Source organism: Delftia sp. PE138 (genome assembly GCF_018320755.1).
GTDB classification, from domain to species: domain Bacteria; phylum Pseudomonadota; class Gammaproteobacteria; order Burkholderiales; family Burkholderiaceae_C; genus Comamonas; species Comamonas tsuruhatensis.
Genome location: NZ_JABEPN010000002.1, coordinates 727,788 through 749,184, shown reverse-complemented (window position 1 = coordinate 749,184; position 21,397 = coordinate 727,788). Strand labels below are relative to the sequence as shown.

The 21,397-nt window shown below is 63.9% G+C and carries 30 protein-coding genes; 8 read left to right on the top strand and 22 right to left on the bottom strand.

Translation table 11 applies throughout. The annotated features are described in order from the left end of the window. The 5 genes from HFGMBDPB_RS12335 to HFGMBDPB_RS12315 all read left to right on the top strand — a co-directional run. On the top strand, positions 1–280 hold a 280-nt coding region (locus HFGMBDPB_RS12335; protein ID WP_212645490.1), incomplete at its 5' end, for a transposase. Positions 281–421: 141 nt separating this feature from the next. Further along, positions 422–1,240 (top strand): BRO-N domain-containing protein, encoded by an 819-nt coding sequence (locus HFGMBDPB_RS12330; protein ID WP_212645489.1) that lies wholly within the window; start codon positions 422–424, stop codon positions 1,238–1,240. Between the two features lie 141 nt (positions 1,241–1,381). Then, positions 1,382–1,705 carry a hypothetical protein gene (locus HFGMBDPB_RS12325; protein ID WP_212645488.1) on the top strand — a complete coding sequence of 108 codons (324 nt, stop codon included), beginning with the start codon at positions 1,382–1,384 and terminating at the stop codon, positions 1,703–1,705. A gap of 156 nt (positions 1,706–1,861) precedes the next feature. Next, entirely contained in the window at positions 1,862–2,785 is a 924-nt protein-coding gene (locus HFGMBDPB_RS12320) for a TIR domain-containing protein (RefSeq protein ID WP_212645487.1), read from the top strand. Positions 2,786–2,876: 91 nt separating this feature from the next. Continuing rightward, the gene (locus HFGMBDPB_RS12315) at positions 2,877–3,245 is read left to right on the top strand and encodes a hypothetical protein (protein WP_212645486.1); all 369 of its coding nucleotides are present in this window, start codon (positions 2,877–2,879) and stop codon (positions 3,243–3,245) included. A gap of 358 nt (positions 3,246–3,603) precedes the next feature. Here HFGMBDPB_RS12315 and HFGMBDPB_RS12310 read toward each other — a convergent pair whose 3' ends face one another. After that, positions 3,604–5,004, bottom strand: a complete 1,401-nt coding sequence (locus HFGMBDPB_RS12310) for a hypothetical protein (RefSeq protein WP_212645485.1) — start codon at positions 5,002–5,004, stop codon at positions 3,604–3,606. Positions 5,005–5,099: 95 nt separating this feature from the next. Here HFGMBDPB_RS12310 and HFGMBDPB_RS12305 point away from each other — a divergent pair, with 95 nt between their 5' ends. After that, entirely contained in the window at positions 5,100–5,612 is a 513-nt protein-coding gene (locus HFGMBDPB_RS12305; protein WP_212645484.1) for a hypothetical protein, read from the top strand. Positions 5,613–5,624: 12 nt separating this feature from the next. Here the strand turns inward: HFGMBDPB_RS12305 and HFGMBDPB_RS12300 are convergent, their stop codons facing one another. Next, entirely contained in the window at positions 5,625–5,957 is a 333-nt protein-coding gene (locus tag HFGMBDPB_RS12300) for a hypothetical protein (protein WP_212645483.1), read from the bottom strand. A 172-nt stretch (positions 5,958–6,129) separates the two neighbouring features. Here HFGMBDPB_RS12300 and HFGMBDPB_RS12295 point away from each other — a divergent pair, with 172 nt between their 5' ends. After that, positions 6,130–6,597 (top strand): trypco2 family protein, encoded by a 468-nt coding sequence (locus HFGMBDPB_RS12295; protein ID WP_212645482.1) that lies wholly within the window; start codon positions 6,130–6,132, stop codon positions 6,595–6,597. On the opposite strand, the gene HFGMBDPB_RS12290 is transcribed toward HFGMBDPB_RS12295, so the two are convergent. From HFGMBDPB_RS12290 to HFGMBDPB_RS12245, 10 genes are all read right to left on the bottom strand, one after another. Continuing rightward, positions 6,594–7,250: a phage adaptor protein gene (locus tag HFGMBDPB_RS12290; protein WP_212645481.1), complete on the bottom strand. Its 657-nt coding sequence runs from the start codon at positions 7,248–7,250 to the stop codon at positions 6,594–6,596. The genes HFGMBDPB_RS12295 and HFGMBDPB_RS12290 overlap by 4 nt on opposite strands. Before the next feature lie 14 nt (positions 7,251–7,264). Continuing rightward, positions 7,265–7,720: a hypothetical protein gene (locus tag HFGMBDPB_RS12285; RefSeq protein WP_212645480.1), complete on the bottom strand. Its 456-nt coding sequence runs from the start codon at positions 7,718–7,720 to the stop codon at positions 7,265–7,267. A gap of 63 nt (positions 7,721–7,783) precedes the next feature. Further along, the gene (locus tag HFGMBDPB_RS12280; RefSeq protein WP_212645479.1) at positions 7,784–8,143 is read right to left on the bottom strand and encodes a hypothetical protein; all 360 of its coding nucleotides are present in this window, start codon (positions 8,141–8,143) and stop codon (positions 7,784–7,786) included. Between the two features lie 61 nt (positions 8,144–8,204). Then, positions 8,205–9,242 carry a N4-gp56 family major capsid protein gene (locus HFGMBDPB_RS12275; RefSeq protein ID WP_212645478.1) on the bottom strand — a complete coding sequence of 346 codons (1,038 nt, stop codon included), beginning with the start codon at positions 9,240–9,242 and terminating at the stop codon, positions 8,205–8,207. A 26-nt stretch (positions 9,243–9,268) separates the two neighbouring features. Next, positions 9,269–10,222: a hypothetical protein gene (locus HFGMBDPB_RS12270; RefSeq protein WP_212645477.1), complete on the bottom strand. Its 954-nt coding sequence runs from the start codon at positions 10,220–10,222 to the stop codon at positions 9,269–9,271. Between the two features lie 31 nt (positions 10,223–10,253). Further along, on the bottom strand, positions 10,254–10,475 hold the full coding sequence (locus HFGMBDPB_RS12265) for a hypothetical protein (RefSeq protein ID WP_212645476.1): 222 nt from the start codon (positions 10,473–10,475) through the stop codon (positions 10,254–10,256). A gap of 49 nt (positions 10,476–10,524) precedes the next feature. Beyond that, positions 10,525–12,756 carry a portal protein gene (locus HFGMBDPB_RS12260; RefSeq protein WP_212645475.1) on the bottom strand — a complete coding sequence of 744 codons (2,232 nt, stop codon included), beginning with the start codon at positions 12,754–12,756 and terminating at the stop codon, positions 10,525–10,527. A 1-nt stretch (position 12,757) separates the two neighbouring features. Beyond that, a complete protein-coding gene (locus HFGMBDPB_RS12255) occupies positions 12,758–14,062 on the bottom strand; it encodes a PBSX family phage terminase large subunit (protein ID WP_212645474.1) in 1,305 nt (434 codons plus the stop codon). After that, complete coding sequence (locus tag HFGMBDPB_RS12250) at positions 14,059–14,757, bottom strand: hypothetical protein (RefSeq protein WP_212645473.1); 699 nt, start codon at positions 14,755–14,757, stop codon at positions 14,059–14,061. The genes HFGMBDPB_RS12255 and HFGMBDPB_RS12250 overlap by 4 nt, the downstream gene beginning before the upstream one ends. 38 nt (positions 14,758–14,795) lie before the next feature. Then, on the bottom strand, positions 14,796–15,404 hold the full coding sequence (locus tag HFGMBDPB_RS12245) for a hypothetical protein (RefSeq protein WP_212645472.1): 609 nt from the start codon (positions 15,402–15,404) through the stop codon (positions 14,796–14,798). Between the two features lie 91 nt (positions 15,405–15,495). Between HFGMBDPB_RS12245 and HFGMBDPB_RS12240 the strand changes: the two genes are divergently transcribed. After that, positions 15,496–15,804 carry a hypothetical protein gene (locus HFGMBDPB_RS12240; protein ID WP_212645471.1) on the top strand — a complete coding sequence of 103 codons (309 nt, stop codon included), beginning with the start codon at positions 15,496–15,498 and terminating at the stop codon, positions 15,802–15,804. 3 nt (positions 15,805–15,807) lie between these two features. On the opposite strand, the gene HFGMBDPB_RS12235 is transcribed toward HFGMBDPB_RS12240, so the two are convergent. From HFGMBDPB_RS12235 to HFGMBDPB_RS12190, 10 genes are all read right to left on the bottom strand, one after another. After that, positions 15,808–16,332 (bottom strand): hypothetical protein, encoded by a 525-nt coding sequence (locus HFGMBDPB_RS12235; RefSeq protein ID WP_212645470.1) that lies wholly within the window; start codon positions 16,330–16,332, stop codon positions 15,808–15,810. Positions 16,333–16,407: 75 nt separating this feature from the next. Continuing rightward, positions 16,408–16,872 (bottom strand): hypothetical protein, encoded by a 465-nt coding sequence (locus HFGMBDPB_RS12230; RefSeq protein ID WP_212645469.1) that lies wholly within the window; start codon positions 16,870–16,872, stop codon positions 16,408–16,410. Next, on the bottom strand, positions 16,869–17,327 hold the full coding sequence (locus HFGMBDPB_RS12225) for a recombination protein NinB (RefSeq protein WP_212645468.1): 459 nt from the start codon (positions 17,325–17,327) through the stop codon (positions 16,869–16,871). The genes HFGMBDPB_RS12230 and HFGMBDPB_RS12225 overlap by 4 nt, the downstream gene beginning before the upstream one ends. Continuing rightward, the gene (locus HFGMBDPB_RS12220; RefSeq protein WP_212645467.1) at positions 17,324–17,833 is read right to left on the bottom strand and encodes a hypothetical protein; all 510 of its coding nucleotides are present in this window, start codon (positions 17,831–17,833) and stop codon (positions 17,324–17,326) included. The genes HFGMBDPB_RS12225 and HFGMBDPB_RS12220 overlap by 4 nt, the downstream gene beginning before the upstream one ends. Further along, the gene (locus HFGMBDPB_RS12215; protein WP_212645466.1) at positions 17,830–18,333 is read right to left on the bottom strand and encodes a RuvC family protein; all 504 of its coding nucleotides are present in this window, start codon (positions 18,331–18,333) and stop codon (positions 17,830–17,832) included. Before HFGMBDPB_RS12215 ends, HFGMBDPB_RS12220 begins: the two co-directional genes overlap by 4 nt. Before the next feature lie 11 nt (positions 18,334–18,344). Continuing rightward, complete coding sequence (locus HFGMBDPB_RS12210) at positions 18,345–19,736, bottom strand: replicative DNA helicase (RefSeq protein WP_212645465.1); 1,392 nt, start codon at positions 19,734–19,736, stop codon at positions 18,345–18,347. Further along, a complete protein-coding gene (locus HFGMBDPB_RS12205) occupies positions 19,733–20,635 on the bottom strand; it encodes a hypothetical protein (protein WP_212645464.1) in 903 nt (300 codons plus the stop codon). Before HFGMBDPB_RS12205 ends, HFGMBDPB_RS12210 begins: the two co-directional genes overlap by 4 nt. After that, positions 20,628–20,927, bottom strand: coding sequence for a hypothetical protein (locus HFGMBDPB_RS12200; protein ID WP_212645463.1), 300 nt, complete (start codon positions 20,925–20,927; stop codon positions 20,628–20,630). The genes HFGMBDPB_RS12205 and HFGMBDPB_RS12200 overlap by 8 nt, the downstream gene beginning before the upstream one ends. Next, positions 20,924–21,076: a hypothetical protein gene (locus HFGMBDPB_RS12195; RefSeq protein WP_212645462.1), complete on the bottom strand. Its 153-nt coding sequence runs from the start codon at positions 21,074–21,076 to the stop codon at positions 20,924–20,926. The genes HFGMBDPB_RS12200 and HFGMBDPB_RS12195 overlap by 4 nt, the downstream gene beginning before the upstream one ends. Further along, positions 21,069–21,359: a hypothetical protein gene (locus HFGMBDPB_RS12190; protein WP_212645461.1), complete on the bottom strand. Its 291-nt coding sequence runs from the start codon at positions 21,357–21,359 to the stop codon at positions 21,069–21,071. The genes HFGMBDPB_RS12195 and HFGMBDPB_RS12190 overlap by 8 nt, the downstream gene beginning before the upstream one ends. Positions 21,360–21,397: the final 38 nt, after the last annotated feature.

Genomic DNA, 21,397 nt, shown 5'->3' with positions numbered 1-21,397 from the left:
CAAAAGACCATCGAAGTTGCATGCCGACAAGGGCTATGACTACAAGCGTTGCCGTGCGCACTTGAGACAACGGGGCATCGCCAGCCGCATTGCCAGGCGAGGCGTTGAGAGTAGCGAGCGACTGGGCAAGCATCGCTGGGTGGTGGAGCGGACCCATGGATGGTTTGCAGGCTTTGGCAAGTTGCGAATCCGCTTTGAAAGACGACTGGATATCCACGAAGCGCTGCTAAAACTGGCAGCGGCGATCATCTGTGCACGCTTCGTGGATCGGTGGTGTTAGCCAGTCTGAGAGCGACCTCAAGACATGGCTGAAGCACGAAGCCATCGACAACGGCCGCACCCTCCAGCAGGAAGTCGTGTACCGCCTGGAAGAGAGCCGCCGCCAACAAACCGCAAACCCCAAAACTCAAGGAGCAGCAGCATGAGCAGCATCACCCCCTTCGACTTCGACGGCCATCCCATCCGGGTTGTGACGAACGACATTGGTGAGCCCTGGTTCATTGCGAAAGAAGTGTCTGGCGTTCTCGGCTACTCCGAAGCCAGCGCCATGACGCGGACGCTTGACGACGACGAGAAGGGTCTGCAAGTTTTGCAGACCCAAGGCGGCACCCAGCGCGTGATCGTGATCAACGAATCAGGCCTGTATTCCGCAATTCTCAAGAGCGAGCGCCAGGAGGCCAAGCGGTTCAAGAAGTGGGTAACCAGCGAGGTTCTGCCTTCCATCCGGCGCACGGGCAGCTACACCAGCGCGGCAACGCAGCAAATGCCCGCGCCCCTGCGCGATCAAGTGGACGCAGGCATCCTTCTGCTGCGCGCCGCTGCCGAGGATCTGAAGTTCGCGCCATCTGCCATGCTCGGTGGCTACCAGAAGCTGGAGCACCATGTCGGCGTGGCCGGCCTGCTGCCCGCCTATGCCGTTGACGCCCCGGCCACTGCTACGGCGGGAACAAGTGAGCCGACCAAGTCCCTGGCGGAATTGCTGAAGGAGTTCGGCGTGGGCATCAGTGCACAGGCCTTCAACAAACTGTTGATGCAGCGCGGCTTTGTGGAGGAGCGCGAGCGTTCTTCGACCAGGGGTTCGGGTGTCAGGAAATTCAAGGTCTGCGCCAATCTGGTGTTCGGCAAGAACCTCACCAGCCCGAGCAATCCCCGCGAGACGCAGCCGCACTGGTACGTAAGCAAGTTCGCTGAGCTGCTGGACCTAGTCCTCCCCCCGAAGGCCAAGGCGGTAGGAGCATGACCAAAAAGACGAAAGCCCCGCTGGGTGCAACCAGCAGGGCCTTCAAGGCGAATCAATCGAGCGATCAAAGGATTCAGCATGGATGATACCTGTGCCCCCCCGGCTGCGCTACCTTCGCAGCCCATCACCCCGGAGCAGCTGATGAGCATGGCTCTGGCGATGGCCGAAAAGGACCTGGACTCTACCATTGAGGCATCCCGCGTGGACGAGGCGTGGGAGGAGCACGAGACGGATGTACTGCTCTCAGTCCAACTCGCGCTGCAATCGGTGCGCTTGTTGCGCAACACGTCGCCCTCCTGGGATGAGTTGCTCTACGGATGGAGGCAACTCAAGGGCCTCCTAACCCTCTGCGAGAACTCGTTCAGTCGCCAGTGTCGATTTGGTCGGCTGCTCGCTGCAGCGACAGAGGGTTACGAGCCCGTGCTGCGACAGATAGAGCACGTTCTTGAGCCATCGTCCCATTGAGCTCAGCCTTCATCAGAGAAAAAAGCAGTCAGGACATCTTCCCGCTCGCAGCGAGCGGGCCTTTTTTTACACATGTTACGCTTGAGGCTCGCGCGAGCAGGTCGAATTGCACGCATTCCAAAGCCATAGTTATCGCTAAAGCATCACCAGCGTCACATGAATAAGCCAGCAAAGCAATCTCAACAAAATACAGAAATCCAAAACAACAACGCGTCAAACCAGGTGACAGAAAAGAACTGCTTCATCGTAACTCCAATTGGAGGGAACGACTCTGACATCAGAAGAGCGACCGATGGCGTAATATCGTCTGTAATCCGACCACTCCTTGCAGCATTTGGGTATAAGACACAAGTTGCGCATGAAATATCAAAAACTGGATCAATAAATAGACAAGTCACGCGACATATACTTAATGATGATCTAGTAATTGCAAATCTAACTGGACTCAATCCTAACGTCATGTATGAGCTAGGCGTAAGGCACGCAACCGGGAAGCCAGTAATTACAATCTCTGAAAATGACACAAAACTTCCATTCGACGTCGCTGATGAACGAACCATTTTTTACACTAACGATATGTACGGAGTTGGCGAACTCACGGCTCAACTCACTAAGTCTTTGCAAGAAGTCGACGATAGCCAACCTCATGACAACCCCGTAACTCGCGCTAACCAGAGCGTAGTACCGGAAGGCGAAACAATTGGACTAAAGGAGTATATTGTTAGAGAATTCAGTTCAATTAGAGAAGAAATAAGCAATCAATCGAGGGTATTGAAAAATAACATCCCGAGGATTAACAATTCCGGGCACCTCAGCAACAACAATCTTATCAACCTACCGCCCGACAATATCGCATCCTTATACGTTACAGATAAAGAACTTGCTTCCTTATCTGCCATATTCGCAAACAATCAAATCAATGTTAACTTTATACGCTCACTTTTTGACGAAAAAGATGGCACGAAGAAAACATTTATAAGAGGAAAGCTTAAAAATAGGGCAGAGCTAAATAGCTTGATTAAGATACTGCAGGATGAGGGCTTTCAATTCGAATTGAACACTTCGTATCCATTTCTATAAACTGGTATCCACAGAAATAGCCTTGCTAAAAATTTACGAAGCTCCGACGCAACCTACTCCGCACGCTCCTTGCGTCATAGCGCCGTACTGAATGCGACGCCTCGACTGCAAGAAGCTGGTCCTGTCCCTGCTGATCAGCTACGGCTGCGTCTGGTGGCTGCTGAGCTTCCTGATGCAGTCCGTGGTCGGCAGCCCGGAGCCTGGGACCGTGAAGTACTCGAGCGCGCTGTGGGTGCTGATCCCGGCCTACTTGGCTGTGCCACCCCTACTCGCGGGCTGCATGGTGGCACGGGCGGCCACCAACCGACCGATGCTGAATGCGCTGCTCGCGGCAGTGGTGGGCGCTGCTGTCTACGCCATCGACTTTGTATGGCTCGCCCCCGTTCCGCTGGTCCTGACGGCCGTGGGCGCAGGCCTGTACCTGCGCACCGCCTCGCAGCGGGCTGATCGCAGAGGCTGATACATTCCGCCAATGCGCCCCCTCCTCATCCTCCCCACCCTCCCCACCCTCCTGCTCTGCGCCCCCGCCCTGGCCGCCAACATGGCCACCTGCCTGTTGGATCGTCTGCCCGGTGTGGCAAACGATGTCGCGGCCCAGGCAGTGTTCCAAGTCTGCAGCGCTGAGCACCCAGGCGGAATCCAGGCCGTGCCCCAGGGAGATGGCCGGGGCATGCTGGGTTTCAAGTCCGGGCCAGAGTGCACAGCGAAGAAGGCTGGCGACACGCGAAGCACCAGGGCTGCGGAGCTCATTGGGATGGCGTGCCGGCGGCTGTATGACATCCCATTCGACCCATCGACCGCCCGCCCTGTGAGCTGACCTATGCGGGCTCCCAGCCTGTACCGTTGAACTTGGCGCGACGGCCCTGCCCGTCCACGTAGACCTGGCCAGCCTGGAACTGTTGGCCCTGAGCCTGCTGCGCCGGCTGCTGCACAAACTGCCCGCTCTGGCGATTGAACACTGTGGATGGGGTGTTGTAGGCCCGGCCGCTGGCTGGGTCTACCTGCTGGCCACCGGGCACGACGAGATAGGGATCGGCCTGGGCCGTGGTGCCCTCCACGTCGCGCATGTACTGCACGATGCTGCGGCGCTTGGTGGGGTCCGTCTCCTGCGCCACCTGATTGCGCAGCGCTTCCACGATGCTCTGGCGGCGGTTCGTGAAGCCTTGCGTTTCCCGGTCCATGTTGATCCGCTGCTGATCCAGCCCGGCCTGAATGCCGGCGCGCTGGCTCTGCCCCTGCTGCTGGAGCAGCGCCTGGTAGATGGAGTTGGCGCGCTGCAGGGATGCAGGGTCGCGGCCCTCGGCACGGTCAAAGCCACGCTGAGCGCCCAGCTCGGCCGCCACGATGCTCGGGGCACGGCGGATACCGAGCGTGCCACCGGACAGGCTCATGGAGGGGCCAGGACCGGGAGATGCGATCTGGCCCGAGGCACGCAGGCGGGCCATGGATTCGATGTTGCCCTGGGCGGCCAGGTTGTCTGCGGCACCCATGTTCTGTGCGCTGGGGCCGCCACCCAGGGCGCGCGCCACCATTGGGTTGTCCATGATGCTGAAGCCGGGCCGGTCGCTGCCCCAGGGCCTGATGCCAGCGGCCTGGACCAGTGGACCGCCGAAGCCAGAGGGCGTCGCACCAGCGGGCAGCGAAGTGACCGAGCCCCGCGGCGCGGAGCCGTTGATCGAGATGTCCCCGCCCACGTTGTTGCCGGAGTAGCTGTTGCGGATGCGGGAGACGTTGGAGGTGGTGGCCGGGGCCGCAGCGGGTGCTGGTGCTGCAGCAGGTGCGGGCGTGGCACTCGGGGCTTGGGAGAAGTCGTTCACCGCAGAGAAGTCCGCAGACGGGGCCTGCGCCCGGGCAGCCGCCGCCAGGCTTCCGGGCGCAGCTTTTGGCAGAGTAGTGGATGCAGCAGCAGGCGGTGCTGGGGGCCGGTAGCCCACGCCTGCATAGGCATTGGCCGGCTGGGGCGTGGCGCCACCGAAGGTCAGCGAGCGCGGGTCGGTCGTGGCGTCCATGCGCATGCCGCCGGCATCCAGGCTCTTGGCCGGCTCGAAGGAGCGCGGGCCTGTGGCCGCATAGGGCTGCATCATGCCCGGCCGCGTGCCTGCGGTCTCGGGCCGGCGGTAGACGCCGAAGGCAGCGCCGTGCGTCACGTTGGAGGATGCAGGCGCATACGGTTCTTCACCGTTCTGGCGCCGCAGTGCTTCGAGGATGGTGGTGGCCATGAGCGTTCCTTGGTTGCTTCATGGCAGTGTGCGGATATGCTCTCAGCGCGTCGAACCCCAGTGGGGGCATCAACATCAATGGGAGAGGGGATCCAATGACACAGAGCGAATGGATTGACATCATCCGGGCAGGGGCACCAGTGCTTGCGGCCTGCATTGCAGGGGTGGTCGCCTGGAAGTTCGGATCAATTCAGGCGGGCATCGCTCGGCAACAGGCAGCTACAGCTGCGGCCGCTGCCCAGACCGCAAAGAGCAAACTCAAACTTGATTTGTTTGAGCGTCGATATGACATGTACGAGTTCACGGTCCGTGCCCTCGAAAGCATGGACCAAGCTACCGAGGATCAGAACGCGAAGGATATGGTCTTCCTGTATGAGCTAAGGAAGGCCCGCTGGATTTTTGGGGAAGACGTGCACAAATTTTTGCAGGAAGAAGTTTGGCCTGCACTACTCAAGTATCGGTTCGCACAGAATGAATTTAAAAAGGCAACGGAGCGGCATCAACTCGAAGCAGCAGCCAATAGCATTTCAGAGCACCAGATTCGGTTATTCGATCTCAGCCAAAAGGCGACCGAAATATTCTCGCCGTACATCCGACTTGAAAACTGAAGCGCACGGTGCTCAAGTCGGTTCTGCGCGGCCAGATTGCTGGAGAGCCTTTAGCGCGGCCCTGCAGATCTCGTCCGGCGTCAGCACCAGCAGCAAGGCGGCCGTGCCGCTGTGATCGGGCTTTGAGCCCCAGCCCCAATGCCGGGCGGCCTGCTCCAGCTCATGCTCGAAGGCCTGGCGGACGGGGCCTGTCAGCATGCGGCCCACCACGTCTGCAGCCGCTGTCCGGTCGCTGGAGAAGAACGGCGCACCCCAGGGCCAGGCGTCGATGGCTTCGCGGGACAGGCCGAACACCTGGTGCGCGATCTCGATGTCGAGGCTCTCGTCGCTTTCCCCTTTTCGCACACGCGATCCAACGCTTGGGGCAGAACCGTATACCAAAGTTGCTTTACGCATTGATTGCCTTTCCACTCTATTTGCGCCACTGTCCTCTCAATTTCTCAATGGGCAAAACCCTGGAGGGGGAATCATGAATTCGACATAGCATGCAATCTCCTAAACGGAGAGGGTCACTCAAATGAGCAAAGTACTGCAAGCAACGGCCATAGCAATGAGCGTCTTGGTGCTCACAGGCTGCCACACGATGCAACGGGTTCCAGAGCCCACTGCAGATCTTGGAGAGGTATTGGAAGCTCTGCGCAAAGACATCTACGATGTTCAAACAAGTAGCCCCAATCGCCCGGCCAACCTCGCCATCAAAACAGCAACAGTCGTGCTGAAGATTACCGCGACTCAAGGCTCGAATTTGACTGCCGGTGTTGAGAAAGCTCCCGTCAAGCTCTCTTACACACGAACGACATCAGGCACTCTGGAAAACACCATAACGCTTGAATTGACCAACCCTTGCACCCAGGACTCTACAGTCAGTGCAAAGGATGGTGCTGCCACGAAGGTCACTTGCCTTGGGGGTCTCGATGCGAAGAAAGACTTCACACCTGCTCCGGTGATCATGACTTCACCCCCAAAAATCGGCGGGTTGCGTTAAGCCAGCGGCCCCGGCACAGCCACCTCGTGCGACCGCACCCACTCCTCATTGCGCCCGCTGGCCTTGCGCCCGAACTCTTCCTCGAACCGGCGCAGGCAGACGGTGGCCTTGGCATCGTTGTACAGCTCGGTGTCCTGGGTGCTGTAGGCCCGGTAGAGCATCCATTCGACCAGGGCCTTGTGCAGCTCTGGGCGGATCTCTGGCTTGTCGATGTCGCAGCGCAGGGGCTTGAGGGGCAGCCGCTGCACGGTCAGGCGGATCTCGCCGGCCGCCGCAGGCGTAGGCCACAGGTGCAGCCGGCCCGTGGTCATGCCAGTGATCAGGCGCTGCGGCACGTCCTGGCGCTCCTGGAACTGCCAGCCCGGCATGGAGCAGTCCATCTCTTCCACGTTGAGCACTTCCACGGCCTGGCCGGCCACGAAGGCGCGCAGCACGCGCACCACCTGCGGGGCCAGCGCCACGGACTCGTCGCCTGCCGCGAACGCCACGTTGCACATGGGAGAGGTTGAATCGCGCAGCAGTTGGGCGCGGCGGCACGCCTCCTCCTGGGCCTCGTTGGCGTAGATCGTCAGGATCGGGTCCCGGCACAGCGGATCGGGCTCGGCATCGTCGGCCTGGGCTCGATACAGCTGGATCATCTCCTGGAGGTTCATGGCGGGCCTTCAGGTCAGGAGGCGAGGATGGAGCGCAGCCAGGCCTGGCCCAGCCGGTTGTCGTCGCGGTTAACCTGGAACGGGTAGCGCAGGCTGTTGATGGGCTGCACCACGTTCATGCGCTCGCCCAGGCGGTCGTCCAGCTCCTGGTCGTAGCCGGTCTCCTTGGCACGGGCCAGGCGCTCGACGAACTTGCGCTTGACCACGATGGGGAAGTTGCGGCGGAACATCTGGATGACGCCGTTCACCGAGACCTGCACGAACGGTGCCTCGTTGTCGCGGCCGCCGGACAACACGGTGACCATCACGGGCTCGTTCATGAAGGCTTCCAGCTCGGCATCCTTGAGCGTCACCGGGCTGTCGATGATCTCGGGCGAGAAGTCGGGCACGATGCCGAACTCCATGGGAGGCGTGGCGCCCAGGTACTCGTTGGTGGCGTCCGTTTCGTTCTTGCGGGGGGTGGTGGCCATGTTGATGTCCTTGCGGGGATGTGAGGTGGCCCGGGGCGAGCGCCCCAGGACCACGGGTGGGCTTCAGCTGCGCGCTTCGTAGACGCAGGTCTTGGAAGCCAGGACGGCCGCCAGGGTGGCGTCCTGCGACACGCGGAAGCCGCGTTCATCGACCGTGATGCCGTTGGCAGCATCCAGGGTGCGGACGCCATCGGCGCCGGTCTTGAGGCACGAGCCAGCGGCCATGCCCTCGAACCACTCGATCTGCACGCGGTCGGTGACGTTGATCCAGCGGACTTGGCTGGGCTTGAAGCCGATCTCGACGCGGGTGGTGTCCCCCGCGACGATGGCGGTGGCGTCGTAGACCACCTTGCCCTGGGCGGAACTCTGGGAGTCCTGCTTGTCGGTCTTGGTGCGGGTCTGGCCCGCGGTGTTGTCGGCCATGATGGGTTCTCCGTGCGAGTTGAGGTTCAGAGTGGAGGGAGGACCGAAGCCCTCCCCGGCCTTACAGCGCGGTCACCCCGGCTTCGGCCACTGCCATCCAGCCCTCGTTGAGCATGGTGCAGGCCATGTAGAACTTGGCGCCCACGTAGCCGCGCTGGCCCAGCGGGTCGCTCTTGTCCTTCACCCCCGGCGGGATGTAGGTCGGGTCGATGGAGTCCGAGCCACGCAGAGCCAGCTGGCCCCAGGCGTCCTCGCCGACCATGATGAACGGGTAGACGTCCACGTTGGTCGCGCCCGTCAGGCCCGTACTGCCGATGGCTGCACCCGCGCCGGCATAGGGCGCCAGTTCCGCGCTGGTGATGAAGCGGAAGTTCTCGCAGGAGCCGATTTCCTGGGTGTGAACCGGCTTGCGGCTGCCGTAGGCGCTGACGTGCACGAAGCCCTGCAGGTCGCGGATATCAGCCTCGGCGTCCGTGTGCACGAAGACCAGGTAGCTGGCTTCCACCGGCTTGGTGGCGATCATCGCCGAGGGCGACAGGATGCCCGTGATGCGCTTGGCGTGGTTGGCCTGCAGATTGCGGCTGATCTTGCGCAGCAGGTTCAGGCTGATCTTCGCGTTCACGGCAGCGCGGCTGGCACCGCCGCCGGCATAGAACACGTTGGTGCAGGCCTTGAGCACGCCGTAGCGGATCATCTCGCGGACCAGGGCAATGCGCTCGCCGCACTGCTTCTTCATCTCGGCCGGCACGTCGTCCTCGTACGTGTCCACCGTCTGGTCGGTGAGCTGGTAGAGGCAGCCGTACTGCTTGAGCGTGACCTGGATGTCCTGCGGCACCAGCGTGTCGGCGCCGGGCGTGACGCCTTCGGTCAGCTCGTGGGCCACAGGATTGGCCTGCGGCCTGTTGCGGGTGTTCCAGTCCGTGTTCGCTGCGCCCCAGGGGAGGTAGCGGCGGTGCACGATGGTCTTGCCCTGGTTCTTGGGGAGCGCGCGCTGCTGGCCGGTGATGCCCAGCACTTCGCTCGCCACAGCGTGGGCGAGGATGTCGCCCTTGATCTTGCCGATCCGCGGCGCCGGGGTGCCGCTTTCGAATTGAGCCATGATGTTCTCCTTCGGGCCTGGCTATCTCAGCGCTGGCCCATGGTGGCCTGGAAGGCGGCCAAAAATTCTTCCTCTTCAGTGGGCGCGGCCTGGGGGCGCGGTGCGTTGCCGCTGGGCGTGACGGCAGCCTTGAGCCGTGCCTGCCCCTTCGCGGCCTTGTCGGCGGCGGTGGCGCGGGCGGTGGTCCATGCGTCGTACTTGCCCAGCAAGGAGCCCATGCCGTCGGCCGTGGCCGCCTCGGCGAACTCCTGCTGTACCTGCTCCCCTTGGGCGTTCAGCCACAGGTTGAATTCCTGCGAACTGATCTTTTCGCGCCAGCCCGTGTGCATGCGGTCCAGCACGGCCATCTCCAACGCCATGGGATCGGGCCCGGCCTGTTCCTGCAGCACATCGCCCGTGGCCACGGGTTGCTGCGCTTCGGCTGGTGGGGCTTCCTGGCGGGGTTGCTGGCCTGCAACCATGTGGCGCACCAACTGCACGACGTCGGGGTAGTCCTGCTCCAACTGCTTCAGTTCGGGCGGCAACTCGGGCGCCGCTGCGGGCGCCGGGGCTGCTGGGGCCGCAGGAGCGGGTTGCTGCGACTTGCGCAGCAGATCACCGATGCTCCCGTGTGCTTTGTCCAACTGGCGTTTGATCGCATCCACCTCGGCGGCGTTGTCCAGCAGGCGGCGCAGCTCACTGCGCTTGAGGCCGGCGAACTCGACAGGGTCGTCCTCCTCGGTCGTGGCCGGCTGCTGCTGGGCGGGCTGCCCCTCAGTGCCGGCGGCGGCCGTGGCCTCCTCCTGCTGTTGCTCGCTGGCTTCTTGCGTCACAGCTTCCTTGCCGCCCTGCTCGGCCGCAGCACCTACAGGCGCTGCAGTGGATGCGGGCGGCTCGGTGCCGGACGTCTCAGCGAAGGCGCGATGGAAATCGGCCTCCTCTTGAGCACGGGCCTCGGCCTGCTGTTGAGCCTGCTGTTCCTGCTGTTGTTGCTCGTCCATGCGTCATGCACTCCTGTGTGTCGTGCCGAGGTCAGTAGCCGGGGCCACCGATGTCAGCGGTATGTGCCGGGTCTGGTTTGTCCAGTGCCAGCAGTTCTTTCAAGGCCGCGATGCGCCCACGCAGTTCAGCGGTGCGCAGCGCGTCCATGGTTGGGCTGTCGTTCTTCTTGCGCAGGGTGTCGATCTGCGCGTTGGCATGGCGCTCGATGGCGCGCCATGTCGGTGAGGTGAAGTCCAGGCCCGGGTTTGTCATGGCTGCAGTGTCCAGAGGAACGCCCTCTGGAGCGAACCCTGGCCGGGGGTCAGCCCCGCGCGCCGTCAGCGGCCGGCGTCTCGATGCCCTGGCGCACACCCAGCAACGGGCTATCCGGGCGCAGCGGCGTCAGCGGGTCGGTGTTGTTGGGCACGGCGCCAGGGTCTGGCTGCTGCTGGGGCGTGATCCAGCCCGAGGGCTGCGGCACTATGGGCGCAGCGTCCTGGTCGACATAGCCACCCGAGCGCAGCAGGCCGTCGGCAACCGGAGCCGCGCCGGGGTTCAGAGCGAGGACCTGGGCGGCCTGGGTGCCGCTGTACAAGGTGTCCACGTTCACGCCCACGGTCTGTGCACGCGCCCTGCCCGCCTCTGCATCGGTCTTGCCTGCCTGGGCCTCCAGCAGCTTGGCCTTGGCCTGCAGCGTCGGATCCTGGCCCTGCTGGGCACGCTGCGCCTTCTGTTGATCCGTGAGTTGGAAGTTGGCCGGGTCCAGGCGCTGGCCCTTGCACAGCTCGGCCGCCAGCTTGGCCGGGTCCAGCTCGTAGATGGGATTGGCCGACACCTGCAGCAGCGTCATCAGGAACTGCTGCTGGGCGTCGCGCTCAACCAGCGCAGAGGAGGCGCGCACGTCGATCTGGAAGTCGCCCTTGATGCTCTCGTCGTCCGAGTAGGTCATCATCCAGTCGAAATACCGCTGGATGTGAGGCCGGGTCATGTAGTCATCGAACCGCTTGGCCAGGCGCCGCAGCACGCTGGTGGCGTTGTTGTTCTGCATCTGCATGCCGCCCAGGGTGTTGGGCGCATCGCCGCGGATGCCCTGCAGCATGGCTGGCATGCCCGTCGTGTCCTCGGCCATCTTCAGGGCGAACTGAATGGTGTTCATCAGCGTGACCTGGGCGCTGGGCACTGTGAAGGCGTTGAACGCTCCGCGCACATCCGAAACGTCCGCGTTCGCTTCGGCCCGCCAGATCTTCCCGGGCCGCAGACTCCAGACACCATCTTCCGGCGTCACACCGTTCCCGATCACCACCTGAGGCGCTGCTGACAGGCCGTTGTTGTCCATCATGGCGCGGGCTGCACCATTGAGCATGCGCTGTGCCGTGCGGACCTGCCGGCTGATGCCGACACCCCAGGGCATGCCGGGGCGGCGCTGCCAGGCCAGGACGTCATAGGGGAACTCGCCATCGTCATGGGGACTGAGCACGACCTTGACCAGGCGGTCGTTGATCATCACCGCCATGGTGGGCACGCGGTCCTCGTCGCCCTCCTCCATCTCCACGCCCAGGCGCGCCAGGTGCTCGCGGGCGCAGTGGCCGTAGAAGATCCACATCTCGAACTCGTTCTCGCCCGGGCGGTAGACGGCTTCCGTGCCCTCGCGGGTGCGGGCCGGGCCTTCGCGCAGCACGGCCAGCAGTTCGGCGGTCTCGTAGCTGGGGTCGGCCAGCATCTCCTTGATCTGGCGCTGGCCGATGTGCTCACGCTCCCAGGTGTAGCTGCCGTTGTGGATGTTCTCTCCGCAGGACGGGTCCGGGAAGAAGTTCCAGACGTCGATGCGCTTGGAGCCGGGCTTGATCTCGTCCACCTTGATGAATTCGGTCAGGCCCGTGGCCGGGTCCTTCCGGGTTATGCGTGCCGTGCGCGTGATGGGGAACGGGCCTTTGAGCACGCCAGAGCCGATGCGCGCGGAGTCCTCGATGACCTGGCGCACCTCGCCATGCCAGTTGCTTTCCACCAGCGGGTCCTCGATGGCCTGCTGCATGCGCTCGGCGGCCTCCTTGGCTTCGCCCGCCTGGGCAGCCATCTGCGCGTGCACGGCAGCGGGGTCCGTGGCGCCCATGGCCTGGGCCAGCATGGTCAGCTGCGGCCCGCTCAGGCGCGGCAGAGGCGTCGGCTTGATCTCCCAGGCCCTGTCATCCGTGGGCAGCAGCATGTCCGCCACGCGCGCGCTGGCCGCATCGGTGTAGGGGCGCGTGATGTTGAGGAACACCACCGACCGGGCCGGGCCCTGCTGCTTGGGCTGGCCGCCCACGATGGCCATCTTCCTGCTGCGGTACAGCTGGTTGGCGTTCTGGAAGTTGCGGTTGGCGTCGTCGATGCCCTGGTAGTGCTCCTCGTCCTCGGTCCATTCCTCCTCGATGCCGGAGCCGGCCCGGCCGGCAATGGCCTCGCGGCGCTTGGACAGGAGCGTCAGGACGAACTCGGCGCGTAGGTCGCGCTGGGGCTCGCCGCTGTCGTCGTGCTGCTGGGCCAGCAGGCCCCCATGGTTGGTGGTGGCTTGCATGTCAGTACCCTATCTCGTTGTCCAGTGGCTGCCAGCCGCCTCCCCGAGGAGCGACGGGCCGCTGCTGCTGTGAGCGCAGCATGTGCTCGGCCGATTGAGCGATGTAGCGGAAGTTGTCGGCGCCGTGGCTGTACTGGTCGTGTAGCGGCCCCATGGCCTCGCCGGTCTTGGTGCTGACATGGCGCTGATACCGCTTCAGGCACTCCAGCAGGCGCGCCGTCTTCGCCGCGTCGAAGTAGCAGCGCGGGAACAGCATTCGGGCGGCCTTGATGCCCTCTTCCACGTCCAGCGCGGCCAGGCACACGACCTGCCGGCGCCCCAGCTCGCGCAGCAGCATCTCGGCGTTCTTGCCGGTCTGCGGGTTCTTGGTCTTGCCGTCGTGGGGCAGGTAGTCGATGCCCCAGCGATACGGGCGCTTCTCCAGCTGGGTCACATACCAGTCATAGGTATGGTGGCTATCTTCCAGGTAGTCGATGACACGCACGTCCTGCGGGCCGACCTGCACCATGGTGATGGTCATGGCGTCGTTCCAACCCAGGTCCCAGACCGTGTGCACGGGCAGGCGCGGGTCGTATGGGACGCGGCAGGCCCGGCCGTCGGCATACAGGTGCTCCACCTCGTGGCGATAGATTGCGCCGGCCGCCACCTTGCGGGCCTTGCCCTCCCAGATGTGCTCGTAGTCGTCCTTGAGCATGGAGCGCTTGGCCTTCTGGCGCTCGTCCTCCAGCACCGCAGGAAACCAGGGGTTGTCGCGCCAGTTGATCTGGCAGACCCACGTGTCCGGGCTGGGCGTGGCGATGAACCGCTGGTAGGTCTCGTCCGTCTCCATGTCCGGGTTCAGGGTCAGCCAGATCTCGGAGCCCTCCTTGCGGATGGTCGGGATCAGCACGTCCCAGGACTTCTTGCTGACGCCGTGGGCCTCTTCCACCCAGACGATGTCCACGCCCTCGAAGGACTTGATGGTGTCCACCGTGTGGGACTGCAGGCCCGAGAACAGGAACAGCGAGCCGTTGATGCCCCGGATCTCGGAGTCCAGTACCTCGAAGAAGGCTTCCAGGCCCAGGCGCGAGATGGTGTCCTTCAGCAGGCGATGCACCGAGTCCTTCATGGACCGCTGGATCTCGCGGGCGCACAGCACGCGCAGCGGCCGGTCGGCGGCCATGGCCAGGAGGACAGCAGCGACAGCCCAGGACTTGCCGCCGCCACGGCCACCGTGCATGACCTTGTAGCGCCGGGGCGAGAACAAGGGCTGCAGCTTCTCGGCCAGCTGCAGCTTGGTGAAGGGAAGCTCGGCAGGCGCGTTCATGCGGCGTCGTCCTCCCGAACAGCCGGCCGCACGAACTCCACCGCGATGCGGGCCACGCCGCCCTCCCCTGGCCCGGCGCCCCCGGGATCGACCTTGTCCATGCCGAAGGCGGTGCGTTCCACGTCCACCACGATGCGCAGGCTCTCGGCCAGCACCTTCAGGGTCTTGGAACGCTCGGGCAGGCTGATCACGGCCTCCAGCAGTTCGCCGTAGCGGTCGCGGCCAGGCTTCTCGCCAGGGGCCACGACGGCAGCGGCCAGCTCCTGAAGCTTGGCCAGGATGGCCGGGTCGGTCTGCTGCTCCAGCTCGTCCATGAGCCTGTTGGTGAGCTGGCGAACACGACGTGCATCCTTGCGGTGGCCCAGCCGAACGTCAGCCACAGCCTGGGCATTACCGTCGATGACAGCCCGTTCCCGGACTTTGGTATCCGCGGATACCTGGCTGGATACCGCCGCCCTGGATACCAGAGCATCAGCCTTGGCCTGGATCTTCTGGGACAGGTCGCGCTCCCATCCATCCCGCTTGGCGCGCTTGTTGATGGCGCCGTGAGTGATGCCGTTCTCGTCGGCGATCTGGCGGAGGGTCTTGATGCCGGCCCGATAGTCCAGCTCGATGCGCTCCCAGTCAGGGGAGCGGGGACCGGGGGCTGCGCCCCCTGCGCTGGGGGCTTGATCGGGATGCGGAGAAGATGGCATGCCCGGAGTCTCCCGGGCGCGCGACTTTTATGCGAACCCTAGGCGGGTGATAGCGCACTAGGCGGATTAGCGAGCACGTCCCGTTCGTTTTTCGTCATGCTGGGCAGCTCGACTTCCGCAAGGAAAACATTCCCCGCAGATTCGATCCGATTCCAATTTGTCAAAAAGGCCTCTTCGCTTCCTTTCATAGGCGCGCGTATTGAATGATGAACTATGGCTGAGACAATTGCATGATTGAAGGCCGATCTACTCTTGTTGCTCAAGAAAATGCAGTTCGACGCATACCAACTCTGGCAATCTTGTACTCTCGCCAAAATCGAGCTTGGATCAGTTTGCGCTGCCGCCATAAGCTTCGACCACACAAGAAAAGCTTCCTGATGCGCCTGTAGCCTACGCTCCGCAGCAACCATCCGCAACTGATGGTGCGCCTTCAAGTCTTCCAGCCGGTGACTGAACTCTTCTTTCGCTGCCTCGATCTCCTTCGTGATCTCGCGAACATCTTCCTTGGTTGCCAGGTTCTCGCCCTTCTTGTTCGCATAATTCGTAAGGTACCCTCTGCTAATGTAAAAAAGGAGCCATATGAACGGGACGCCCCAAGCCGCCATCCCAAGACCAGTTACCAGCCAATGAACCAACATGTCCTGCATCGCATCTACTCCCGGTGAAGTTAGCCAATCCTAAAGGATGGCTATCATTGGAATTCAAACACGACACACTGACAAAGTGGAGGAACCACGCATGCTTTGGCTTTTGGACACGGGAAAGATGGCGCATCGATTCGGCAGGTGGCGCGGACACGTAACAGGCCTGTGCGGCCTGGCCGCGTGTCTTATTGCCGCTCTCATCTCGAACTTGGAAGAACTCGTAGGTTCCTTTATGCCACCAGGAGCGCATACCGATGGCCCGACGGTTCTGACGTGGCTATGGCTCGCAGTACTGGCAGTCGGCGTTTTTACAATGCTGGCGGGTGGATGGCAACTCTACAAAGATGAGATGCACGGCGCCCACATGACCGACGCGGACCACTATCGACGCGAAGGCTGGTGAGCCTCAGCCGATAAGCGACATCTGCCCCGCATCCCCATCCTGCACCCTCTTCTGCAGCTGCTGCACCACCTTGCGCAACTCCAGGATCTCGTCGGCCTGGTGCCGATTGCGCACCGTGAACTCGGTCAGGATGGCGCCCATGTCGTGTTGGTTCTGCATGTTGGAGAACTGCATTGCATAGCCCTGGAACATGCGGGCAATGCGCCGGGCAGTGGCCTCATTGATGCGCAATTGCTGGTCCCCGGCCTCGATGATCACCAGCCCCTCAGGCAATTCCGTCATCGACACAGCCTCGGGCTCGGGCCGGCCCATCATTGGCGCGAAGACACCATCCCGAATGCGGCGCAGGCGGCCGTCATCGATCAGGCGCGAGACGTGGTCGTCGATGATGGTCATCTTCAGGCCTGTGATGGCCTGCAGTTCCGAGCGCGAGCAGACCTGGCCCTGGGTGTGCAGGTCCTGGATGGTGGCCCAGATGATGTCGGCGCTGGTGCGGTCGTCGATTTGCGGCGTGGTGGTGGTGGTCAATGGCTTCTCCCGGTAAACTGCGATTGCTCAGGTCACAGGACCGGGATCGCCCGCCTCGCGCGGGCTTTCCTTTTTTCAGGGCATGTGCAAGGCTCCCCTGATCTGGCGCATCTGCTGATCGGACCACTGGACAGCGGCCACGGCGATGCCGTTGCGGTCCAGGTCGATGAGGCCATCGAAGACCTGGGCGGCCTGGCGCGCGATCTGCAGCTCTGGCCCGGACAGGCCCACGCGCTTCTTGGCCCGCAGGCGCGCGCACACGGCCGGGTAGGTGTTTAGCTGGGCGGCGATGGCGGCCTCGGCCTCTTCCGTCAGGGGCTCGCCGTCCTCCCAGAGCAGCCTGAACATCTGCGAATAGGTGAAGCCGGTCTCGATCCAATCCCACAAATCCGCCACGGTGGCCGTCCCGGTCTCCAGCCGCTGCACCAGATCGTGATGGGCGACCTTCGCGCTCAGCTTCGTGGACGGGGCCAGCTTGGCGCGCCAGAACTTCGGCACCACGTCGTGCACGCGGCGCTGGTTGTTCGGGATGTGCTTCATGGACGGTCCTCCCAGGGCTTGAAGGTGACACCAGCCTCGGTGCCGAAGGCGTACAGCCACTCCACGAAGCCCTTGGCCAGCTTGTCGGTGAAGTTCTTCGTCTGCGTTCCCAGTACCACGACCTCGCCGCGCAGGCCGCGGCCCATGCGTGCCTCGCCGAAGCGGGCCCACTCGTCGCAGAACTGGGCGTCGCGCAGGGTGTCCAGGCGGAACGCGCTGATCAGGATGCGTTTGGCGTCGTCGGTGTCGGCCAGGTCGCCGCCCACCTGGGCGCTGATCTGGTTGATGAGGCTGTGGAAGTGGCGGCTGTGGCGCTCCTGCCGGCGCTCTGGGCGGATCTCCAGCACCAGGCGCTTGCCGTCGGCCAGCCAGCCCTTGGCGCGCCGCCACGCGCTGGTCACAGCCACGTGGGCCTGCTCGGTGTCCTTGAGCAGGATGGTGAGGTGTTCGCTCATGGGGCTTCTTTCCAGAAAGGCAGGTGCGCGGGCCAGAGGCCGCGCTGTTGGATGGTGTGGCGGGTGATGCGGCCCCATTCGAGGCCGTAGTCCCGATGAGCTTCGCGGCCGCCGTCAACAAGGCGGTATTGGTCATATGCGACGTGGCATCCCTCGATGCCCGGGCGCGCGCAGCACAGCGGGAAGCCGGTGCGGTCGTCGGTCTTGAGCGCGAAGCCCTTTCCGAGGTTGAGGTGGGCGTGATGGCTGTAGCCGTGGATGCCGCAGGAAATGCACGGCAGGCTGGCCACGGCGCGGCGGTAGGCCTCGCAGGTCAGGATCTCGGCTTTGGGCTGGGCCTGGCCGGTGGCCGAGCCCATGGCCACGGTGCTGGCGCACGACATACCTGCTGTGGCGCGGGCGCTGGCCAGGGCGCGGGCCGCACGCTGGGCCAAGCGCTCGTCGCGGTCCTGCGCTGGCGCGGCAGCTGGTCGGCGCCCGAAGGGGCGGCGGGCGAGCGAGCTCATGCCAAGCCTTCCTTCCCCCAGTGTGCCAGCAGCACGGCCTCAGCGCGGTTGTGGTCCTTCTGGCGCTTCAGCTCGGCGGCGGCGTCCGGGTACAGCTTGCGGGCAGTCTCGAGAGCCTTGCCCTTCTCGCTGCCCAGGCCGTAGCGGCGCTTCCAGCGCTGGGGTGCCACGTACTCCACGGGGAAGCGCAGGCACTCCAGCACCGTCTCGATGGCGCCCAGGCTGCGCATCAGGCTGCCCTGCGTCTGCACGGCGTTGTTGGCGCCGCCCATGGTGTTGACCTGCTCCAGGATCACCTGGGGCCGGGCCGCGTCGGCCGGGCAGTGCTTGAGCAGCAGGCTGCACAGCGCGCGGCTGTCGATCTTGCGCTTCACCAGCGCCTTGGGGCCGGCGCCGGGCACGGGCATGGTGGGCAGGTCGAACACGGCGCGCACGCCCTGGTGGTCCAGCACTGCACAGGCGCCGGTCAGGCCTGGGTCGATTCCGATGATGATGGTCATGGATGGGGCTTTCACTCGAAGTCGGCCGAACGGCCAGGGGTGGTGCTCGGCTTGTCGCCGTTCCAGTTCTCGAAGCGGACCAGGTGGCCCACATACCGGAGGTTCAGATCGCCCGTGGCGCCGCCGCGCTGCTTGGCCACGCGCAGGCTGGCGTAGTACCGCCAGGCATCGCCCAGGCTGGGCTTGAGGTGGATGGGGCGGTGGGGGAAGAGGATGATGTCGGCGTCCTGCTCGATCTCGCCACAGTCGCGCAGGTCGGACATCATGGGCATCTGGTCCACGCGCTTTTCGACCTCGCGGTTCAGCTGGACCAACAGCAGCACGGTGATGCCGAGCTCCTTGGCCAGCTTCTTCAGGTTGCGCGTGACCTCGCCCAGCTGCGCGGTGCGCGTGTCCTTGGGGTTCGTGCCCTCCATCAGGCCCAGGTAGTCCACGATCAGCAGGCGCAGGCCGTGCCGGCGCTTCAGGGCGCGGGCCTTGGTGCGCAGCGTGTTGATGTTCAGGCCGGTGCGGTCGTTCACGTAGAACGGGCGCTGGCGGATGCACTCCCCTGCCCTGCACACGGCCGCGTAGTCGCTGTCGGTCATGCGGCCCTTGGGCTGCCGGATGATGCTCATCGACACCTCGGACTCCATTGCGATGCGGCGCTCGTACAGCGCTGCGCACGACATCTCCAGCGAGAACATGGCGACGGTCTGGCCCAGCTTGGCGGCGTGCTCGCCGATGGCCAAGGCCAGCGCGGTCTTGCCCATGGAGGGGCGCGCACCGATGACAACCAGGTCGCCCGGCCGCGTGCCGCCGTCGAGGATGCGGTCCAGGTCGCGCAGGCCTGTGGGCAGGAAAGGCTCTTCGATGCCGACGCTGCGCTGGTCCAGGTCCTCAAGGAACGACACGACGCCCGCGTCTGCACCGATCCATTCGTCGCCCGGGCCATCGGAGGCCAGGCCGGCCAGCTGCGCCGAAACCTGCTCGATGCGGTCGCCAATGGGCAGTGCGTGGTCGCGCGCCAGGTTGCGGGCCTTGTCCACCACGCCCAGCAGCTGGCGGCTCAGCGCACGCTCCCGGACGATCTCGGCGTACCGGCGGGCAGACGAGCCGGAGACGGAGCCGGCCTGTGCCAGGTCGTTCAGGTAGGTCAGCTCCACCGCGCAGCGCAGCTGCTCGTACACGGTCAGCGGGTCCACAGCCTTGGCGGCCACAGCCAGCGAGGAGATCGCGCCGTAGATCGCGCCGTGGGTCTCGTCGGCGAAGTCCGCAGGCTGCAGGATGTCGCCCACCACGTCGTACAGGCCGCTGCTCATCAGCAGGGAGCCCAGCACGGCGTGCTCAGCCTCGAAGCTGGCCAGCGGCATTGCGGCGCCGTCGAAATCATCGTCCAGGGGGGGCATGGAGCGGGCGTTCATGCTGCGGTCCTTGTTTTTTCGATGACGTGCTTCATGCCCTTGTCGGTCAGCAGGAAGTCCAGATCGCACTGCCAGCCGGCGTGCTCGGGGCTGCGGTAGCCGCGGCCCATGAGGAAGTCGTTGTCGCGGGCACGGCCGAAGTAGTCGCGGATCCAGGCCGTGGCCTGCTCGGCGGTTTCAGCACGGGGCGTGCCGTCGGATTTCTTGCTCGTCAGGACGAAGCGCCAGAGCTTGCCCACGGCCTTGCGGCGGCCATCGTTGAGCAGGCGAACCTTCGGCAGTTCCGGCAGGACTTCGTGGTACAGGTCAACCAGGTCCTGAACCGGGCAGTTGGGCAGTCCTGGCTTGCCAGGTGCGATTTCGCCGGGCTGGTCGTCGGCGCTGCCGACAGAGCCGTAAGGCTCTTTCTTTTCCTGTTCCTGTTCCTGTTCCTGTTCCTGTTCCTGGCTTCGATGGGGCTTCGAAGGGGCTTCTATGCCCCTCTTGTTTTTGAGATGGAAAGAGGACTGGTAGCGGTCGAAGAACGAGGCCAGAAAAGGATTGTCCTGAAGGGTGTCGTAATCCTTCTGGACGCCGGCTGTGCGCTTGTCGCTCTCCTTGAGTTCGTCAGCGATCTGGAAGGCTGCCATCTCGTGCACCCAGACCATCTCCGACTCGTCGTCGTATGAGCAAAATCCGACATCAGTGCAGTCTTGAAGCCCCTTCGAAGCCCCTTCGATGCCCAACCCGGTTTCGTAGGCCATGTACATCAGTGGCTGGAAATACAGACCCAGCATGTTGGAGTGCGGCGAGGTCATCAGGTACAGCGCGACCAGCGTGGCCTCGGTGCCCTTCTTGCGGATTTCCTTGCCGGTCTTGCCGGTCCAGAACTGCGGGCCGACCTTCGAGTAGTCACGCATTGGGAGCACCTCCCAGCGCACGCGCCATTTCGGTCTGACGCTCAGGCGAGCGGCGGCCGATCAGCGCATACATGGCCTTCTTGCCCTGGTCGGCACAACGGCGGTACATCAGGTTCTTGGTGCGCTCGAACGCCAGCATGTCGGCGCTCATCAACAAGGCCTGGGCCTGGATGCGCAGCTCCAGCTCCTGATCTGCGAGTGGCATGGAAACCGGCGTGGCCGCGAAGTCCACCACCAGCATGGGCTGGGGCGGCTGGCCATCGACACCGGCGAAACGGATCTGGATGTTCATGCCAGCTCCTGGCCCTCATAGGCGCGGGCGAAGGCCTGGCCAGCGGGCGTGGTGGCCGGCCAAGGGCATGCCTGTTCGATGGGCTGGCCAGCGGCGCGCGCGGCAGCCGCCAGGGCCTTGATGCGGTCGAGGCTGACGACTTCAGACATTGCCGCCCTCCCCGCCCTGCTCCGATTCCTGCAGCAACGGATTGATTGGCGCCAGGGCTACGGTCATAGTTGCCCTATGCCATTGCTCAGAAGCCCACGCCTCCAGGATCTCGTTGATGACCATGTTCCGGCTCGCGCCCGCGTCGGTGTGGCGGATGCGGTAGTTCACCTCGGCATCGATGACGTCCATGGTGAATTTGCGGACCGTGGCGCGCAGATCAGTGCGGTCCAGTTCAGGGTTGCGACTGCGCGCGAACTGCGGCATGGGGTTGTTCTGGTTCATGTCTTTGTCCTGGTGGCTGTGGTGGTCGTGGAGGACGA

Bases quoted from the DNA above. Each gene is read 5' to 3' on its own strand.
- HFGMBDPB_RS12280 (WP_212645479.1), bottom strand. From the start codon at position 8,143: ATGGCCGACAACACCGCGGGCCAGACCCGCACCAAGACCGACAAGCAG.
- HFGMBDPB_RS12270 (WP_212645477.1), bottom strand. From the start codon at position 10,222: ATGGACGAGCAACAACAGCAGGAACAGCAGGCTCAACAGCAGGCCGAG.
- HFGMBDPB_RS12320 (WP_212645487.1), top strand. From the start codon at position 1,862: ATGAATAAGCCAGCAAAGCAATCTCAACAAAATACAGAAATCCAAAAC.
- HFGMBDPB_RS12230 (WP_212645469.1), bottom strand. From the start codon at position 16,872: ATGAAGCACATCCCGAACAACCAGCGCCGCGTGCACGACGTGGTGCCG.
- HFGMBDPB_RS12250 (WP_212645473.1), bottom strand. From the start codon at position 14,757: ATGCCATCTTCTCCGCATCCCGATCAAGCCCCCAGCGCAGGGGGCGCA.
- HFGMBDPB_RS12310 (WP_212645485.1), bottom strand. From the start codon at position 5,004: ATGGCCACCACCATCCTCGAAGCACTGCGGCGCCAGAACGGTGAAGAA.
- HFGMBDPB_RS12210 (WP_212645465.1), bottom strand. From the start codon at position 19,736: ATGAACGCCCGCTCCATGCCCCCCCTGGACGATGATTTCGACGGCGCC.
- HFGMBDPB_RS12245 (WP_212645472.1), bottom strand. From the start codon at position 15,404: ATGCAGGACATGTTGGTTCATTGGCTGGTAACTGGTCTTGGGATGGCG.
- HFGMBDPB_RS12190 (WP_212645461.1), bottom strand. From the start codon at position 21,359: ATGAACCAGAACAACCCCATGCCGCAGTTCGCGCGCAGTCGCAACCCT.
- HFGMBDPB_RS12325 (WP_212645488.1), top strand. From the start codon at position 1,382: ATGAGCATGGCTCTGGCGATGGCCGAAAAGGACCTGGACTCTACCATT.
- HFGMBDPB_RS12240 (WP_212645471.1), top strand. From the start codon at position 15,496: ATGCTTTGGCTTTTGGACACGGGAAAGATGGCGCATCGATTCGGCAGG.
- HFGMBDPB_RS12315 (WP_212645486.1), top strand. From the start codon at position 2,877: ATGCGACGCCTCGACTGCAAGAAGCTGGTCCTGTCCCTGCTGATCAGC.
- HFGMBDPB_RS12260 (WP_212645475.1), bottom strand. From the start codon at position 12,756: ATGCAAGCCACCACCAACCATGGGGGCCTGCTGGCCCAGCAGCACGAC.
- HFGMBDPB_RS12200 (WP_212645463.1), bottom strand. From the start codon at position 20,927: ATGAACATCCAGATCCGTTTCGCCGGTGTCGATGGCCAGCCGCCCCAG.
- HFGMBDPB_RS12305 (WP_212645484.1), top strand. From the start codon at position 5,100: ATGACACAGAGCGAATGGATTGACATCATCCGGGCAGGGGCACCAGTG.
- HFGMBDPB_RS12225 (WP_212645468.1), bottom strand. From the start codon at position 17,327: ATGAGCGAACACCTCACCATCCTGCTCAAGGACACCGAGCAGGCCCAC.
- HFGMBDPB_RS12330 (WP_212645489.1), top strand. From the start codon at position 422: ATGAGCAGCATCACCCCCTTCGACTTCGACGGCCATCCCATCCGGGTT.
- HFGMBDPB_RS12205 (WP_212645464.1), bottom strand. From the start codon at position 20,635: ATGCGTGACTACTCGAAGGTCGGCCCGCAGTTCTGGACCGGCAAGACC.
- HFGMBDPB_RS12215 (WP_212645466.1), bottom strand. From the start codon at position 18,333: ATGACCATCATCATCGGAATCGACCCAGGCCTGACCGGCGCCTGTGCA.
- HFGMBDPB_RS12285 (WP_212645480.1), bottom strand. From the start codon at position 7,720: ATGGCCACCACCCCCCGCAAGAACGAAACGGACGCCACCAACGAGTAC.
- HFGMBDPB_RS12220 (WP_212645467.1), bottom strand. From the start codon at position 17,833: ATGAGCTCGCTCGCCCGCCGCCCCTTCGGGCGCCGACCAGCTGCCGCG.
- HFGMBDPB_RS12255 (WP_212645474.1), bottom strand. From the start codon at position 14,062: ATGAACGCGCCTGCCGAGCTTCCCTTCACCAAGCTGCAGCTGGCCGAG.
- HFGMBDPB_RS12275 (WP_212645478.1), bottom strand. From the start codon at position 9,242: ATGGCTCAATTCGAAAGCGGCACCCCGGCGCCGCGGATCGGCAAGATC.
- HFGMBDPB_RS12290 (WP_212645481.1), bottom strand. From the start codon at position 7,250: ATGAACCTCCAGGAGATGATCCAGCTGTATCGAGCCCAGGCCGACGAT.
- HFGMBDPB_RS12195 (WP_212645462.1), bottom strand. From the start codon at position 21,076: ATGTCTGAAGTCGTCAGCCTCGACCGCATCAAGGCCCTGGCGGCTGCC.
- HFGMBDPB_RS12295 (WP_212645482.1), top strand. From the start codon at position 6,130: ATGAGCAAAGTACTGCAAGCAACGGCCATAGCAATGAGCGTCTTGGTG.
- HFGMBDPB_RS12265 (WP_212645476.1), bottom strand. From the start codon at position 10,475: ATGACAAACCCGGGCCTGGACTTCACCTCACCGACATGGCGCGCCATC.